Below are 16,717 nucleotides of genomic sequence, written 5' to 3'. Positions count from 1 at the left end.
AAAACTATGGCGATGCTTGTAATTATATACAATATATAGTATGCTCAGCCCATAGTTTAGAAACTATTGAAACAAAATATTAGGTTATTTTCTTGTTCGGTGCGGGTAATTTTTGCCTGTAGCCGGTTATATTGTATAATACTAGGTACTAAATTTTTAACTTAAATATAGGAAAAAAATATGGCTCAAACACCAAATTTTCTAAAAAAATTAATTTCTGCAGGATTGGTAACTGCTTCCACAGCTACCATAGTAGCCGGCTTTGCAGGCTCAGCTATGGGTGCTGCTAATCGCGATATTAACGCAAACGTTAATCTAGATGCTGCTGGTATTCCTGGGATAGTAACAGGTGATTCTTTAACTTATATTGTACAAGCAGGCGGTCCTTACACTGCTACGGCTACCGGAGGAAATGATAACGGTGGTAATGCTACAGTACTTTTCGGTTCGATTAACATGTTACAAAACGGTGTTTTTGCAGTTAACGGTGCAGATATAGCTATTGGTTCTGTTTCCGGTACTGCAGGTCAATTATTAACAGTTAATATTGTTTCAGGAAATACCTTAACTTTAAATGGTGCTCCTGGAGTTGCAGCTTTTCCTGTAAATACTTACACTAACCTCGGACCTGTTAATTTTGTAGATGCTGCTGCTGTATTCAAAGTTAGCCTTGCTGCTAACGGTGCAGACGGTACTAAAACAGCTATTTTCGGTAATACTGCTACTTTTAATGGTACTGCTGCAGGTAAAGGTATAATTAATATTGATAACGGAAATATAGCTATATTTAACGGTACAATCGGTAATAATAACGGTATACAGGGTCTTACCCTAACTGGAAATGCACAGGCTACTTTGAATGCAAATACTAAGTTTGATGGTACTGTTGGAGCTGGTAGTGTAAGTTTGGACAACGGTTCTATATTAAATGTTGCAGATGGAGTTAATATAACCGGTATTACTGCAGTTAATAATATATCTATTGACGGTAAAGCTGCTAATAACGGTACGGTAAATTTCTTAGGTGATTCCGCGGTTAGTACAGATATAGGTGTTAATAATGCTATAGCTGCGGTTAATGTTGCTGGAGAGTTAACGTTCCAAGGTGGAAACAATGGCGGTGGCGGTACTTTTACTGCTCAAGCTATTAATTTAACTAGTGCTGGTTCCTTAATTAAATTTACAGCACAAGATCATGCTGTAACAGGTAATATACTTAATACTAGCGGGACTAATAACCAAGGCGGTTTCAGTGTTAATGGCGGTGATGTAACAGTTACCGGTAATATCGGTGCTGACGGTAATAGTTTAGCTACAATTAATTTTGAAACCGATGATAGTTTAATAGTACATAAAGCAGCTGTAAATGCTACAAACGCTCTTTTTGTTCAAAATGTCAATACTGCTACAGCTAATACCGGTACATTAAAATTACATGGTACAAATTACGCTATTAACGGTAATATCGGTGCTAATAATGCTTTAAAACTTGTTAATTTAGCAGATGACGATAATGGTGCTGCTACAAACTTCACTTTAAAGCAAGGTAGCTCAATTAAGGCTCAAAATATATCTTTAGCTGATATACAAGATAATACTCTCACCTTAGAAGAAGGTACAACCATAACCGGTGATATCGTAAATACAAAGGGAAATGGTAATGGTACAATCGTTTTAACTGGTAATGCAACTGTTAACGGCGGTATAGGTGTTGATATTGCTGCTGGTGGTAATCTTGGTAAAACTATCAAAAATATTAATTTAGGCGGTAAGGATTTATCTTACGGCGGAAACACTATTAAGGTTCAAAGTGCTCCTAATAACGGTATTAATTTTGCAGCTAATGAGACGTTATCTTTAACTAATACTACAGATCCTATATTAATTGCTTCTGATATTATAACTACCGATAAGCAAGGTATAATTGACGGAAGTGCATTAACAAATGATCAAACTTTAACTATCGCAGGTAAAATCGGTATTGTTGATATTATAAATAATCCGGCTCAAAATGTGGCTCTTGGTCAATTAAAGATTGGTTCAAGTAAAACAGCTTTAAATAGCGGTAATGTTGCTATTAATGAGTTAGTTATTGGAAATAACGGTTCAGTACAATTCGCTCACAACACTTATTTAATAACAAAAACTACAAATGCTGCCGGTCAAGGTAAAATAACATTTAATCCTATTGTAGCTAATAATACAACTCTTGCAGACGGTACAAATTTAGGTAGTGCTGCAAACCCACTTTCTGAAATTAATTTTGGATCTAAAGGAGCTAATGCTGATACTCTATTAAATGTTGGTAAAGGTGTAAATTTATATGCTACTAATATTACTACTACCGATGCTAACACAGGTTCTTTCGTCTTTAATGCCGGTGGAACAAATATAGTAAGCGGTACAGTCGGTGGGCAGCAAGGTAATAAGTTTAATACTGTAGAATTAGATAACGGTACTACGGCTTACTTCTTAGGTAACGCAATATTTAACGGTGAAACTACAATTAAAGCTAATTCTACCTTACAAATCGGTGGTAATTATACTACAGATTTTGTCACATCTGCCGATAATACCGGTATAGTAAAGTTCGTTAACGCTGATCTTATTACCGTAACAGTACAAAAACAAGCTAGGGTTGTTGATGCATTAAAGCAAATAACAGTATCTGGTTCCGGTAATGTAGTGATTAATCAAACCGGTAATGCAGCTAATCCTGGTGCGGTGACTGATACAATTGCTTTTGCAAATGCAAGTTTAGGTGCAAGTTTATTCTTACCTAGCGGTCTTCCATTTAACGACGCAGGCAACACAATTCCTTTAACAATTAAAAGTACAGTAGGTAATGGTCCGGAAGGTGACTTTAATGTTCCTAGAGTGATTGTTTCAGGTATTGATAGTGTAATCGCTGACGGTCAAGTAATCGGTGATCAAGATAATATCATAGGTCTAGGTCTTGGAAGTGATAACGGCATAATCGTTAATGCTACTACATTATATGCAGGTATCGGTACTGTAAACGATAATCAAGGTACTGTGACTCTTAGCGGCGGTGTTCCTAATACCCCTGGTACAATTTACGGTTTAGGTATTGGTAACGGTACACCAAAGTTAAAGCAAGTAACGTTTACTACAAACTATAACAACTTAGGTAGTATTATTGCAACCAATGCAACAATTAATGACGGTTTAACTGTTACTACAGGCGGTATAGCCGGAAAAGATTTCGACGGTAAAATTACCCTTGGAAGTGCTAATGGTAACTCTAATGTAATTTTTGTTGACGGTACAAACTCTACTGCTACAAGTATGGTTGCTACAGCTAAAGCTAATAACGGTACTGTAACTTATTTAGGTAGTGCAGCTGTAGGTAATATCAGTAGCTCTAATGCTCTTGTAGCTTCTGTAAAATTTACGGGTCCTGCCGGTTCATTAGAAAAATTACAAGGAAATATATATTCTACAGCCACCAATTTTGGTAATGTTAACTTAAATGTTGCTGGGTCGAATATAATTTTAGGTGGCGACACAACTGCTATTAATGGTAATATTAACCTTGTAACAAATACCTTAACATTTGAAAGCGGTACTTCAACATGGGGAAGTAATACTTCTCTTAGCACAACGTTAACAGTATCAAACGGTAATATAGGTCATATCGTTATTGCGGAAGGTGCTCAAGTTAATGTCACAACTATAGGAACCACAACCATTAACGTACAAGATAATGCCAGTGCAAATTTCAGCGGTACAAAATACTATACCTTAATTGAAGGCGGTGCTCGTTTCAACGGTACTTTAAGAGGTCCTAACTTTGCTGTAACCGGAAGTAATCGTTTCATAAATTACGGTTTAATACGTGCTGCTAATCAAGATTATGTGGTAACCCGTACTAACGATGCAGCAAACGTAGTTACTAATGATATCGCAAATAGTCCGTTTGGAGGTGCACCGGGTGTAGGTCAGAACGTTACAACATTTGTAAATGCAACTAATACCACAGCATATAATAATCTTCTTTTAGCTAAAAATAGTGCTGATTCCGCTAACTTTGTCGGAGCTATTACTACCGATACAAGTGCAGCCGTAACTAATGCACAATTAGATGTAGCTAAAGATATCCAAGCTCAACTTGGTAACAGATTAAGTGCTCTTAGATATTTAGGTACTCCTGAAACTGCTGAAATGGCTGGGCCTGAAGTTGGAGCAGTACCGGCTGCGGTTGCTGCAGGTGACGAAGCTGTTGACAATGTAGCTTACGGTATATGGGCAAAACCTTTCTATACTGATGCACATCAAAGTAAGAAAGGCGGTTTAGCTGGTTATAAAGCTAAAACCACCGGTGTCGTAATCGGTTTAGATATGCTAGCTAACGATAACTTAATGATCGGTGCTGCTATCGGTATCACTAAAACTGATATAAAACACCAAGATTATAAGAAAGGTGATAAAACCGACGTTAACGGTTTCTCATTCTCTCTATACGGTGCCCAGCAGCTTGTTAAGAACTTCTTTGCTCAAGGTAGTGCAATATTTAGCTTAAACCAAGTGAAGAATAAAAGTCAGCGTTACTTCTTCGATGCTAACGGTAATATGAGCAAGCAAATTGCTGCCGGTAATTACGATAACATGACATTCGGCGGTAACTTAATGGTCGGTTATGATTACAATGCAATGCAAGGTGTGTTAGTAACTCCAATGGCAGGACTTAGCTACTTAAAGTCTTCTGACGAAAACTACAAAGAAACCGGTACAACAGTTGCAAACAAGCAAGTTAACAGCAAGTTTAGCGATAGAACCGATTTAATAGTAGGTGCTAAAGTAGCTGGTGGTACTATGAACATAACTGACCTTGCAGTATATCCGGAAGCTCACGCTTTTGTGGTTCACAAAGTAAACGGTAGATTATCTAAAACTCAGTCTGTGTTAGACGGACAAGTTACTCCGTTCATCAGCCAGCCTGACAGAACTGCTAAAACATCTTATAATTTAGGTTTAAGTGCAAGCATAAGACCTGATGCTAAGATGGAATACGGAATCGGTTACGATGCTCAGATTGCAAGTAAATATACTGCATATCAAGGTACTCTAAAAGTCCGTGTAAACTTCTAATCGCTCCCGATTAGCAAGTTTATAAGTTCCTCAAGAAAAAAGCCCTCTTTGAAAAAAGAGGGCTTTTTTCTATTCTATATCCCAATTTTTGTTTATTTTCGTAGACATTCCGACGACGGCTTATATGTCATCCCCGCGAGGCATTGTTGTGTGGATACCGAGTCGTCATTGCGAGCAGTCTTAGACTGCGTGGCAATCTAGAAAAAATAATAAAAAAATTCTGTAAATTGTAATCTAAATATAGAGCAGCAATTGCTCAAATTATCTAAAGCTATTAATACCGGGGTAAAATCACCGGTGATTTCAGAAGATATAGCAGTGATGAGGAAAGATTTAATGGTTTATCTAGCAAATAAAGATAAATGGTTATTGGTGTTTGATAATTTAAAAATAGGTGAGAATAAGAAAATAGAGGATTTTATTAATTGGGAGTATAATGATAATATTATAGTTTGCTCCCAGGACGCTGAATTATTGTCTAACATAATCAAAGCAAACGCTTTCACTAAGCCGGAAGCTGCATTACTTGCAAAAAATATATTGGACAATAAAAATCCGGAATTAATAAATGTTTTGACTCAAGAATTTGGAGGTTATCCGATTCTCGTAGTTCAAGGAGCGCAAATATTAAATCAAATACAAGGTTTAAACTTAGAGGAATACAAGAAAAAGATAAAATCCTCTAAGGATAAAATTGAGCTAAATATAAAACTTGTTAGCAATGAATTAAAGCCTAGTGCCAAGAGATTATTAGATGGGATAGCATTGCTTAATAATCAAAGTTTTTCAAAAGAATTATTAAATTCTATTACTGAAGATAAGAATAGTCTAGATGATGATATTTATCAGCTTTCTAAATTTGCTTTGATCTCTAATATTGAGCCTAATGAAGTTAATCCGATATTTGAAATGCATGATGTTATAGCTAAAAAAATATTACAAATAAATGGAGATAAAGGAAATAAAGAATATCTTGAACGTAGTGTTACTAATCTTTTAAATTCTATACCTAAAAGTTTAGTAAAGGGGCGTATTTTTAGAAATGCTAAAACTATATCGGATAATATTGAGATAATTACAAAAAATGCAGAAAAATACGATATATCGATATATAAAATTTTAGAGTTAAAATTAAATTTATTAATACAATATGCTCATTCTTCCGATTTATATAACTCAAAAAAATTAGTAAATTGGTTTGATAAAAACGATCAAAAAGGTAAATTTAAATTATGGATAATGAATAATGAAGAAAAATTTGCTTATGCTGCATATTTAGGACGCATAGGGTGGTATTATAGAACTTGATCAGATCCTAAAAAAGCAATTGAATATGACACGAAAGCTAAGCAAGTGTTTGATGAAGTGAAAGGATATGATTCCATAAAATGTAATGTAGTTTTCGGCTCGGCTATATCCAATATTCAGCTAGGAAATCTAGAGGAGGCAGAAAAAAATATCCAAATGATGGAAGATATATTCAATCAAAATCTAGTAGATCAAACTGACATAGCAACTATATATTATGCAAAAGCTAAATTATTTAATATCCAAGGTAAAAATTATGAAGCATTAAGAAGAATTGACGATACTATAAATGTTTGTATCGAAAACGGGATGAAACCTCAAGATTTATTTCTTACCGGTTCATATCTCATTAAAGTAGATATATTAAATAATCTTAAGAAATATCAGGAAGTTCTTTCCTTATTAGAACAAGTATATGACATGAATAAACTAAGTAAAAAAGAAGAAAACCAAGTATTTGGACACATTTTTACTCAAAAATCAAGAGCAAAACTAGGTTTAGGTGATGTTACCGAAGCTCTAGAATACGCCAAAAAAGCTAAAGCAATTTTCTTTAATGATCCAACTAGACCTAATAAAGAGGTTATTATATCACCGGATATAGATTTAGCAAAAACGTTTGTTGCGGGGATGCACTAGTGTTACTTAATCAAAATGAGGAGGCGGTAGATGCTTATGCTACTGCTGAAAATATATATTGGAATAACTATAAAGAAAATATGAAAAATGTATATGAAATAAGTAATATGTATCTTGCAGCTGCTAAAGCTAGTTGCACTTTACCTAAGAAATTTTGGTATGAAAAATTCCGTAATAATCAAATAGAAAAATTCGGAGCTGATCATCCAAATAGTATAAAAATTTTAAACCTTAAATGTGATGACTCGAATTATTAATGTTGTTGTGTAGATACCCAAGTCGTCATTGCGAGCGACTGTAAGGAGCGTGGCAATCCATAAAAAATAATAAAAAAATTCTGTAAATCAGAATTTTTTACTGGATTGCTTTGTCAATTACTATGTAATTTCCTCGCAATGACGGAAAAACCAATCCATGCAACAAAATATCACATTAGCTAGAATTTTTTCTGATTAGTGCAATAAAAAAGCCGGAAGCGGTAAGAATAATTCCAAGCCAAATAAAGCTCATCATTGGCTTATAATATATTTTAGCATGGATTATATCGCCGTCTATATTACTTAAAACTGCGTAAAGATCATATAATAAGTAAGAGTATATATCGCTTTCTTGCGATAAACTCTTTTCAACTATATAAAGCCTATTTTCCGGTTTTAATATAGTTACATTACGGCTATGATCCTCAAGCCAAAATTCAGCGATTTGTCTATAATAATTTTTACCTTGAGCAAACTTAACATTTTGCAATGTTACTTTAAATTCGTTAAATGTTTTACTTGTTCCTACTCTGCCGGTAAAATCCATTTCGCTTTGTAATAATGCATTCATAGTGATACTAAAGCTAATCAGTGCAAAACCGAAATGCCCAAGTATCATACTAGAGTTACTTGCTTTAAGTCTATTTCTAAAATAATTAGTTTTGACCAAAAGATAATGAACATTATGAAGCATAAGAAATATAGATGCGATTATAGTTAAAATCGATATAACACTAAATATTACTTTTAATGATATTAAATAAGTAATTATTAGAGATAATATTAGAATTATAATATGTTTTTTAATAGAGCTTCTGGTAGTAAATAATCCTATGGTACAAAGAATAGGGATAACGAATATAATAAAATTATTAACAAAAAATGTTTCACTAATAATAATAGGTTTATCGTCGAATAAAGAGTAAATTGGCGGATAAAGCGTGGCAGCTATTAGCACAATAAGGCTAAGTAGGAAAAATATATTGCCGAGGAGTATGCCGTTTCCACAATCCGTCATTGCGAAGCCACGAAAGTGGCTGTAGCAATCTCGGCTAATTTCCTGAGATTGCTTCGTTAATGCTAATGCATTTCCTCGCAATGACGTTGTAGTATATAGCCCAATACTACCAATTCCCATAATCAAAAATATTCCAAGCAAGTATATTCCTCTCTCAGGTGAGAATGCAAAAGAGTGAATTGAGGTAATAAAACCGGATCGTACTAAAAAAGTACTAAATATTACCAATAGGAAAGTAACGATAGATAAAATTATCATCCAACTTTGCATTAGCCCCCTTGCATAACTCGCTTCTAAAGGTAATTTGTACGTCGATCCGGTACTCGCATCCTCACATACTTTTTTGTACGCTGCGGTGCTGCGTTCCGTGTCTCCTTCAAATTCCTCTTTATTAGCTTCATTCTGCAAGCAGTCTATACAGTTTGTTTTGGTAGTAACCATTATAGAATGATGAAGCATAATTCCGGATAACCAAGGAAATAGCGAAATATTCTCTACCGGATCGAAAAACCAAAATCCACCCCAGCCGAGTTCTCTATATGCCCACCAAGAACCGAGACTAATTCCGATAGTAGTAAATAAGATGCCGATATTGGAAAATGTTTTGAGAAGTCCTATATCATTCCCGCGTAGGCGGGAATCCAGTAAAAATTTTATAAAAGAAGAGCTGGATTCCCGCCTACGCGGGAATGATATAGGAAAGCGGAATGACATAGAGAGACGTAATAACATAGAGGCACAAACAATAGTAAACGGTACTACATAGCTAACATAGCCTAAATAAAGCAGAGGAGGGTGGATGCTCAAAGCAATATCTTGTAGCATCGGGTTTAAGCCTAACCCTTCTTTAGGCACGAAAGAAAACACGTTAAAAGGATTGGAGGTAAAGTAAATAAAACTACTAAAAAATAATTGTATGGCTGATAGAATAATAATAGATAAAAATTTAAGCCGGTTATCTTCAAGTAAAAATATATAACAGCAACTAACGATTTGTAATAAACAAAACCATAATAACATTGAGCCTTCGTGGCTCGACCAACTACCGGCTATTTTATATATTAAAGGTTTTAAAGTACTGGAATTTAAGAAAACATTTTGTAGTGAAAAGTCAGAGATAATAAAAGCATAGACTAGGGTAAAAAAGGCAAGTATAGCACATGAGGCAGCCATGTAGAAAGGGTAGCAGAGATTATTCGCATCCGTCATTGCGAGGAAAAACTGTAAGTTTTGACGAAGCAATCCAGTAAAGTTATTTTTCCTGGATTGCCACGCTCCTTTTAGTCGCTCGCAATGACGTTTTGATAAACTAACAACAACCAATATCCCACTTAAACACATCGTTGTTAGCAGTAAAAAATTACCGATTTCACTCACTGCTTATTGTTTCCTCGGTAGTAGGTAATACGGTAATTTTTACGCTATCAATCTTATTGGCAATTTTCTTTAAAATAATTACCTTTAAATTAAATATTTCAATTACTTCTCCTTGATTTGGAATTCTAGCAATTTTATGGATTATTAATCCTGCTATAGTGTTTGCATCCTCATCCGATAAATTCCAATCAAGTTCTCGGTTAATATCTCTAATAGTCGTAGTTCCTTTTATAATGAACTCGGTATTAGACTTCTTGATAATTTCATTATTAAGCCTATCATGTTCATCAGTAATGGGTCCTACGATTTCTTCTATAACATCTTCAAGAGTAATAATACCTAGTAGAGTACCATACTCATCTACAACACAAGCAAAATGATTATTGCGTTCTCTAAATGCATGTAACTGGTCTACTACAAGTGCATTCTCAGGGATAAACCAAGGTGGGGTTAGAAGTTTATTAATATCAACTTTTTTTGCATCATTATTATTTTCGTATAATGCTTTAAGCAAATCTTTTAGATTGAGAATCCCTATTATATTATCTCTATTATCTTGCCACAAAGGTATACGTGTATGAGTACCCGATAATAAAGTTTTAATTATTACTTCATGAGGTAGATCGATATTAAGGGCTATAATACTACTTCTGTGAGTCATAATTTCCGATACCGTCATATTACGTATATCTAATATCCCGCCGAGCATATTACGATCGGATTTATAAACCCCGCCTTCTTGATGGTAATGCTCAATCACGCCTCTTACTTCTTCCGTTCCTGATATTTGAGGATTTAAATTAATACGAAATATGAAGCAAAATATTTTTGTAATGTAATCAAGAGCAATATTAATAGGTTTGAAAAGCTTTAAAAATATTACGATAGTTGAAGCCATTTTTAATGCTAATTGTTCAGGTTTAGCAACGGCTATTGCTTTCGGTACTACTTCGGCAAAAACAATAATTATAAAAGCCATAACGCCGGAAGCAACAATGGGCCCATTATCTCCAAGAAAGCTAATAAAGAGAGTAGTAGCAATAGTGGTACAAACAGTATTGATTAAACTATTACCTATTAGTAAAGTTCCTATGACCTTTTCTTTTTTCTTAAGAACCTCTAAAACTGTTTTAGCACGCTTATTACCGGCGATTTTAAGCTTATGAATCTTCCCTGGGGAAGAAGCGGTAATAGCAGTTTCAGTAGCGGCGAACAAAGCAGATAAGGCGATCATTATTATAATAACGATCACAAGTATGGTAGTCATTCTTTGTTAAAATATAAATTAACTATAAATAATTATATTAGTAATTATAGATTTTGCCTAATGTTTTTTTAATATACTCGATGAACTTCAAAAATTGGCTATGTCGTTCTACAAGAGCTTCGGTTCTCACGTATTAAGTATACGCTGCGTTCCGAGGACTTTGAACTCCTTGCTCTTTTTGAAGTTGATCTTCGTATATTATCTCTTCTCACACGAGTATATTAGCGTCTTATCGATGGATCATTTTTTCTTTGACTAACCATATTCTGAAATTTATCACTCGATTATGTAAAGGATTTGCCTTTGCTTGACTCGCCGCTTCCCTAGCTTGCTGTTTATCGATAACGATCTGTGCATGCTTTTCTCTTAACTCCGATCGCTTTCAGTAAGAATTGGCTGACCGTTAGCTTTTCTAATCATAGTTTCCACGGAATAAGGAACACAATCAAAATTATTATTTTGCTGCTTGATTTGTTTATCAATAAAAAGCGGAGGTCTTTTATTTTCAAATGCTTTATTTATTGTATCAGGTAATATATTATTATTACTACCTATAGGATGTCCGAAAGAATCATTAAAAGTTATAACAGTTTGATTATCTTCTTTACTATGAGTCATAAATAAATTACACCAATGTCTGGTACCCATCTCTACCGGTATCACTGCACATTCTTTCCTATTTTCTTGTATATCTTTAGCAGCTCTATTTTTAAAACATCCGTGTTAATTTTTTGTTTAGATTCTGCTTCTTTTAATAGTGCATTACTCTGTTTTTCACGTTCCTCATCCCCCCCCCGGTAGAGTAATTATTTTTTCTCTAGCCTCAAGGTCTTTTAAAACGTTGTTTCGTTCTACTTCCGGAGGCATCTTTAAACATTGCTTTGGTCTCTTGAATTTCTGTTAAGACTCTCTCTTTCTCTTCACCTTTTATGGTAAGATCTCTAAACATTTCTTCCTTAACTACTGTATTTGCTAAAGTTATAGCTGGTTGTATTGAAACTTTTTTGTCATTTAACGCTGCTGTCAAGATATTTACAATATCATTCTCAGTATACCAATATTTAGGTTTTTTTATGTTATTGAGATCTTCTTGTGAAAGATCATATTTAAAATCATTAATATTAATATCATTACTTGGATTATCATGGTGCAAAGTAGTACTAGCAGCCCTCATCGCTTTATAGTCTTGCTCTGTCATACCAAATGGCTTATCTTGCTTTGCTTTTTTTGACTTGAGCTTGAACCTATAACCGGAGAGCTTTTAGAAGCATGCTGTTGCGGTGGATTTATAGAAGATGCAACAGTAGTTAGTGATTCTTCTGTTATTGTCGGCTTTGCTTCCGTGGTTGGGGTTACTAGAGTTTTAGGTTCTTCTTTTGTGCCAAGAAAACTAGTTACTATATCTTTAAAATAGTTAAAAACTCTTCTAAAAAAACCTTGCGGTTGTGGTTAGTTTTCTTTTGGAGGTTCATATGACGTTGCTTGTTCTTTTTGTATATCCTCAGGTCTATCCTTCATAGCTTTCTTTGTATTAAAATTAAAGTCAATAGGATTTACCTCAGCTTTACCTAAATCTTTTTGAAATTGCCTGGATATTTGTGATACATATTTTTTTAAATTTTCAGCAGTATTATTTGGATCTTTTAAGATTTCATGAATTTCGAGTTTCAATCCGTAAATTTGATCTTCAGAGTTAATACCGAATTTAGCAGTTATAAGATTTGTTGCTTCATCCGTGGAGATAGGCCAAGTTTCTATAATTACTCTACCACCTTGATTTTTAGCTGTTTTTATTAGTTTGTCTAATTTTGCTTTGTCAGGTATCATATACCGAAGAGCAACTAGTCAATTTCACGATCATATACAAGATTATTAAAAACAGATGTTACTAAACTTATATCCGTAATTGTAGTGGTTTTATCTTTTGGTACTATACCATCGGCTATAGCTAAATTTTGATCTGCTTCATTTGTAAAAAAACCATGATCAACTTTTTCCATAATTTGCTTCCAGTAAGCTTCTAGTTCAGGATTTTGGGTTAATGAATTATATTGATCAAAAGTAATAGTAGTTTTGATATTTAAATTTTGTAAATTAATTAAATCTTGTACCCGAAAAATTGGTTTTACATTATTATTGTTAAGTTGAATGTTAAAAATCGGTGTTTTATCCTCTTGGCGAGATTTTTCTAAGATCTCCGAAAAAATACGTTCTTTATCGGATATATACGATTCTTTATTAACTTGTAGCAGGAATAGGCAGTTTATTTTGAGCTTCCTGATTGTTTATGCTCTCTAATATCTGATCTTTATTGCCAAGTAAAAGAGTAAATATAATAGGCTCAGCCATTACTAACCTTTATTAAAGAATATTAAATATAATTATTAGAATTTTCGAGCTTAAAATCAAGCTATATTTAATAATCCGTGCTTTAGCTTATATAATTTATCCATTTTATGTGCTAACTCATGGTTATGTGTTACCATAATAACGGCGGTATTTTGTTCTCTTGCTACTTTTAAAAATAAATTAAATACTTCATTTGTAGTTTTGGGGTCTAAATTACCTGTCGGCTCATCTGCTAAAATAATTTTCGGCTTATTAATTAAGCTTCGAGCTATAGCGACCCGTTGTTGTTCTCCTCCCGATAATTCTCCGAGCATATTATAGAGTTTTGTCCCAAGCCCTAGATCATCTAATATCTTTGTTGCATCTTCTATTGCTTCTTTTTGATCAAGACCGCTAATAAGCCTTGGCATAATAACATTTTCAAGAGCGGTAAAATCTTTAAGTAAGTGATGTTGTTGATAGATAAAACCTAAATAATGAAGACGAATGAGATGATATTTCTGATACTTGCTATTTGGTATGATGACTTGACCGTTTGTAGGTTTATCAAGCAAGCCGGCAATATGTAGTAAAGTTGATTTGCCGCTACCTGAAGAACCTATTATAGCGATTAATTCACCTTCATTAACCGTTAAATTAAGATCATCGAGTACTCTAACAATAGTTTTGCCTTGGCTGTAATGTTTTGAGATATTTTTTAGAATGAGGACTGTATTATTCATATCTTAGGGCATCCACGGGATTTAATTTTGAGGCTCTATAAGAAGGATAAATTGTCGCAAGAAAACACAATATTATAGATAAAGAGGTAATTAAAATAATATCCTCAGCTCTTACTTGTGAAGGTAAACTATAAAGAAAATAAATAGCTGCCTCGAAAATTTTAGTACCGGTTATACGCTCCAAATAATTCTTGATAGTTTGAATATTATAAGAAAAGGTAACACCAAGGATTACACCTAGTGTTGTGCCAAGCAATCCTATAAACATTCCGTTATAGATAAAAATAAGCATTATTTGCTTAGTGCTTGCTCCCATAGTTCTAAGAATTGCAATATCTGAAGTTTTATCTTTAACAAGCATAAATAAGCTCGAAATAATATTAAATGCGGCAACTGTAATAATTAAAGATAGAATAGTAAACATAGCCGTACGCTCAACAGCAAGGGCACTTAAAAATTGTGAATTTAAGGTTTGCCAATTAAATACGTATAGGTTTGGACCTAATAATGATTGTATTTTATATGAATATGCGAGAGCTTTATCGGGATCTAGACTATTAATTTCGATTAAATTAATATCGTCGCCAAGAGATAAGAAATTTTGTGCTGCGGTAAGCGGCATTAATATCGTTGTCAAATCATAATCATACATACCGCTATTGAAAATTGCGATAACTTTAAATTCTTTTGATCTTGGCATACTGCCAAAGGCGGTAGAAACTGAATTCGGTGAAATTAATCTAATCTTATCCCCAACGGTTACGCCTAAATTGCTTGCTAATTGTTCTCCGAGTGCTATTACGTTTTTGCCATGAAAATTATCAAAACTACCGAAATTCACATTTTTAAAAATTTCATTTCTTAAACTTAGATCCTTTAATTTCATACCTTTAACAAGCACACCGCTATTATTACTTTTACCAAGAGCTAAAGCTTGACCGTGAGCAATGAATGTTACATGCTTTACATAATCTTGTTTTAGGAGTTTGGCTTTAATCTCTTCATAGTTATCAATACTACCACCTTGCCGATTTATCACTATATCCCCATTTAACCCGATAATATTTTTAGTAAGCTCTATATGAAAACCGTTCATAACGGACATTACGACTATCAGTGCTGCAACGCCAATCATTACGCCTACTAAAGAAAAGGCAGAAATAATAGAAACAAACTTTTCGTTTTTCTTAGCTCTAAAATATCTGAAAGCTATCTTGAAGATAAAATTGTTATTGATCATTTTTTTCTTACATCCGTTTCTATATTATTCCCGCGTGGATCAGTTTTTTCGTCATTGCGAGGAAATTACAAAGTAATTGACGAAGCAATCTCAGGAGTTTGTTATTATTTTATGAGATTGCCACGCAGCCTATGGCTGCTCGCAATGACGATTTGGTATCCACCCAACAATGCTTTCGCAGGAATGACATAAAGACATCTACACGTTACTAGAAATCTCAAAGACTTTATCGTACTTAAATAATTTAGGTAATGTTACTAACCCAAATAGCGTAACAATGGATATAGTAATGCCAAGAGGGGTAAAAGTACCGTTATATAAAAATCCTACTAATTGCAGCCCAAATGCTGTTAAAATCAATCTAGCCGCAGTGAAAATAGCCGTCATACGAGCTTTACCGTCCGGAATAGCTTCTAAAAGCAACGGCCATAATATGTTAATCGGATATATCACACCAAGAGATAATAATAAAGTAACTATTGTTATGGTTAAAGGATTATTAATATTATATACAACTAATATGCTATTTCCTAGTAAGAATAGTATTATAAACATAACTCCAAAATAGAAGCAATTTCTAATACCGAATTTTTTAAAGCAATAACCGCTTGAAAAGCTCATAATTGAGAATAGAGCTGCCATTGCTCCTTGATAAAATCCGAAATATTCTAAAGTTACACCTAAATCTTGCATATATAAAATAGGAGCAATCCCGATAAATATCCAATATCCTTGTGCAAGAAATATCATTGTAAGTATATAATATATAGCTTTTGGCGATTTGAAGATAGGTATATATTCTTTTAAAGAAATACGTATTTTTTTATTAACTTTTCTTTTTGGAATAAATAATATACCAAGAATTAGACTGATCAAGCCTACTATAAGCAACAAAACAAAATTGCCACGCCAGCCCCAAAATAAATTGACGTAGCTACCTATAACCGGTGCTATTGCCATAGAAAGGGCAATAGTGCCGTTTAAAATGCCCATTAATCTTTGCTGTTCTTGTACTGAATAAATATCGGCAAGAACAACATATACTAGCACTGCAACCGATGATATCCCACATCCTTGCAAAAATCTTCCAAATAATATAGCTTCATAATTATTTGCAAATACACAAAATAAACTACCAAGATTAAAAATCAGTAAACCGAGTATAATAATCGGTCTGCGTCCGTACCTATCTCCTAAATTACCGACTATAAGCGAAGTAATACAATAAGCGGTTAGATTTACACCAAGTAGTAGTTCCGTCATAAAAGTTGAAAGGTTAAATGTATCTTGTATTTCAGGGAAACTTGGAACAAATAAATCTATTTCCGCTCCAGCGAGTATTTCCATGATGATTACGGTAATAAGTAATTTCATAAGTAATTGTTAGTTTTAGGTTGTTTTAGCAAAGTATTGTTGAATCCGAAAGCC

General features: G+C 33.8%; 11 protein-coding genes and 2 pseudogenes. 5 read left to right on the top strand and 8 right to left on the bottom strand.

Annotation, left to right across the window (positions count from 1 at the left end; translation table 11 throughout):
• Positions 1-180: 180 nt before the first annotated feature.
• The 5 genes and pseudogenes from ompB to RAS_RS11160 form a co-directional block, all read left to right on the top strand.
• Positions 181-5,112: an outer membrane protein OmpB gene (ompB, locus tag RAS_RS06460; RefSeq protein ID WP_147143349.1), complete on the top strand. Its 4,932-nt coding sequence runs from the start codon at positions 181-183 to the stop codon at positions 5,110-5,112.
• A gap of 252 nt (positions 5,113-5,364) precedes the next feature.
• Complete coding sequence (locus RAS_RS10090) at positions 5,365-6,420, top strand: hypothetical protein (protein ID WP_232049198.1); 1,056 nt, start codon at positions 5,365-5,367, stop codon at positions 6,418-6,420.
• A 45-nt stretch (positions 6,421-6,465) separates the two neighbouring features.
• Complete coding sequence (locus RAS_RS10085; protein ID WP_232049197.1) at positions 6,466-7,059, top strand: tetratricopeptide repeat protein; 594 nt, start codon at positions 6,466-6,468, stop codon at positions 7,057-7,059.
• Positions 7,059-7,316 (top strand): hypothetical protein, encoded by a 258-nt coding sequence (locus RAS_RS06445; RefSeq protein WP_232049196.1) that lies wholly within the window; start codon positions 7,059-7,061, stop codon positions 7,314-7,316. The genes RAS_RS10085 and RAS_RS06445 overlap by 1 nt, the downstream gene beginning before the upstream one ends.
• Before the next feature lie 59 nt (positions 7,317-7,375).
• A pseudogene (locus RAS_RS11160) lies at positions 7,376-7,468 on the top strand (lytic transglycosylase domain-containing protein); the annotation flags it as partial.
• Positions 7,469-7,491: 23 nt separating this feature from the next.
• On the opposite strand, the gene RAS_RS06440 reads toward RAS_RS11160, so the two are convergent.
• The 8 genes and pseudogenes from RAS_RS06440 to RAS_RS06405 form a co-directional block, all read right to left on the bottom strand.
• A complete protein-coding gene (locus RAS_RS06440; protein WP_408634827.1) occupies positions 7,492-9,543 on the bottom strand; it encodes a cytochrome c-type biogenesis CcmF C-terminal domain-containing protein in 2,052 nt (683 codons plus the stop codon).
• 160 nt (positions 9,544-9,703) lie between these two features.
• Complete coding sequence (locus RAS_RS06435; protein WP_147143343.1) at positions 9,704-10,978, bottom strand: HlyC/CorC family transporter; 1,275 nt, start codon at positions 10,976-10,978, stop codon at positions 9,704-9,706.
• Positions 10,979-11,344: 366 nt separating this feature from the next.
• Entirely contained in the window at positions 11,345-11,596 is a 252-nt protein-coding gene (locus RAS_RS06430; RefSeq protein WP_147143340.1) for a hypothetical protein, read from the bottom strand.
• Positions 11,597-11,801: 205 nt separating this feature from the next.
• Positions 11,802-12,176 (bottom strand): hypothetical protein, encoded by a 375-nt coding sequence (locus RAS_RS06425; protein WP_147143337.1) that lies wholly within the window; start codon positions 12,174-12,176, stop codon positions 11,802-11,804.
• Positions 12,177-12,243: 67 nt separating this feature from the next.
• Positions 12,244-13,327 (bottom strand): annotated as a pseudogene (locus RAS_RS06420) (Ulp1 family isopeptidase); the annotation flags it as partial.
• Positions 13,328-13,383: 56 nt separating this feature from the next.
• Positions 13,384-14,049, bottom strand: a complete 666-nt coding sequence (locus RAS_RS06415; protein ID WP_147143333.1) for an ABC transporter ATP-binding protein — start codon at positions 14,047-14,049, stop codon at positions 13,384-13,386.
• On the bottom strand, positions 14,042-15,289 hold the full coding sequence (locus RAS_RS06410) for a lipoprotein-releasing ABC transporter permease subunit (protein ID WP_147143330.1): 1,248 nt from the start codon (positions 15,287-15,289) through the stop codon (positions 14,042-14,044). Before RAS_RS06410 ends, RAS_RS06415 begins: the two co-directional genes overlap by 8 nt.
• A 198-nt stretch (positions 15,290-15,487) precedes the next feature.
• A complete protein-coding gene (locus tag RAS_RS06405) occupies positions 15,488-16,663 on the bottom strand; it encodes a multidrug effflux MFS transporter (protein ID WP_147143327.1) in 1,176 nt (391 codons plus the stop codon).
• Positions 16,664-16,717 lie beyond the last annotated feature (54 nt).

This window comes from Rickettsia asiatica (assembly GCF_007989425.1).
Lineage (GTDB): Bacteria > Pseudomonadota > Alphaproteobacteria > Rickettsiales > Rickettsiaceae > Rickettsia > Rickettsia helvetica.
Note: the sequence above shows the minus strand (reverse complement) of the source record. Positions and strands in the feature narration are given on the sequence as shown.

Coding starts and splice junctions, on each gene's coding strand:
- ompB (WP_147143349.1), top strand. CDS start 181: ATGGCTCAAACACCAAATTTTCTAAAAAAATTAATTTCTGCAGGATTG.
- RAS_RS06440 (WP_408634827.1), bottom strand. CDS start 9,543: ATGACGGATGCGAATAATCTCTGCTACCCTTTCTACATGGCTGCCTCA.
- RAS_RS06435 (WP_147143343.1), bottom strand. CDS start 10,978: ATGACTACCATACTTGTGATCGTTATTATAATAATGATCGCCTTATCT.
- RAS_RS06430 (WP_147143340.1), bottom strand. CDS start 11,596: ATGACTCATAGTAAAGAAGATAATCAAACTGTTATAACTTTTAATGAT.
- RAS_RS06425 (WP_147143337.1), bottom strand. CDS start 12,176: ATGACAGAGCAAGACTATAAAGCGATGAGGGCTGCTAGTACTACTTTG.
- RAS_RS06415 (WP_147143333.1), bottom strand. CDS start 14,049: ATGAATAATACAGTCCTCATTCTAAAAAATATCTCAAAACATTACAGC.
- RAS_RS06410 (WP_147143330.1), bottom strand. CDS start 15,289: ATGATCAATAACAATTTTATCTTCAAGATAGCTTTCAGATATTTTAGA.
- RAS_RS06405 (WP_147143327.1), bottom strand. CDS start 16,663: ATGAAATTACTTATTACCGTAATCATCATGGAAATACTCGCTGGAGCG.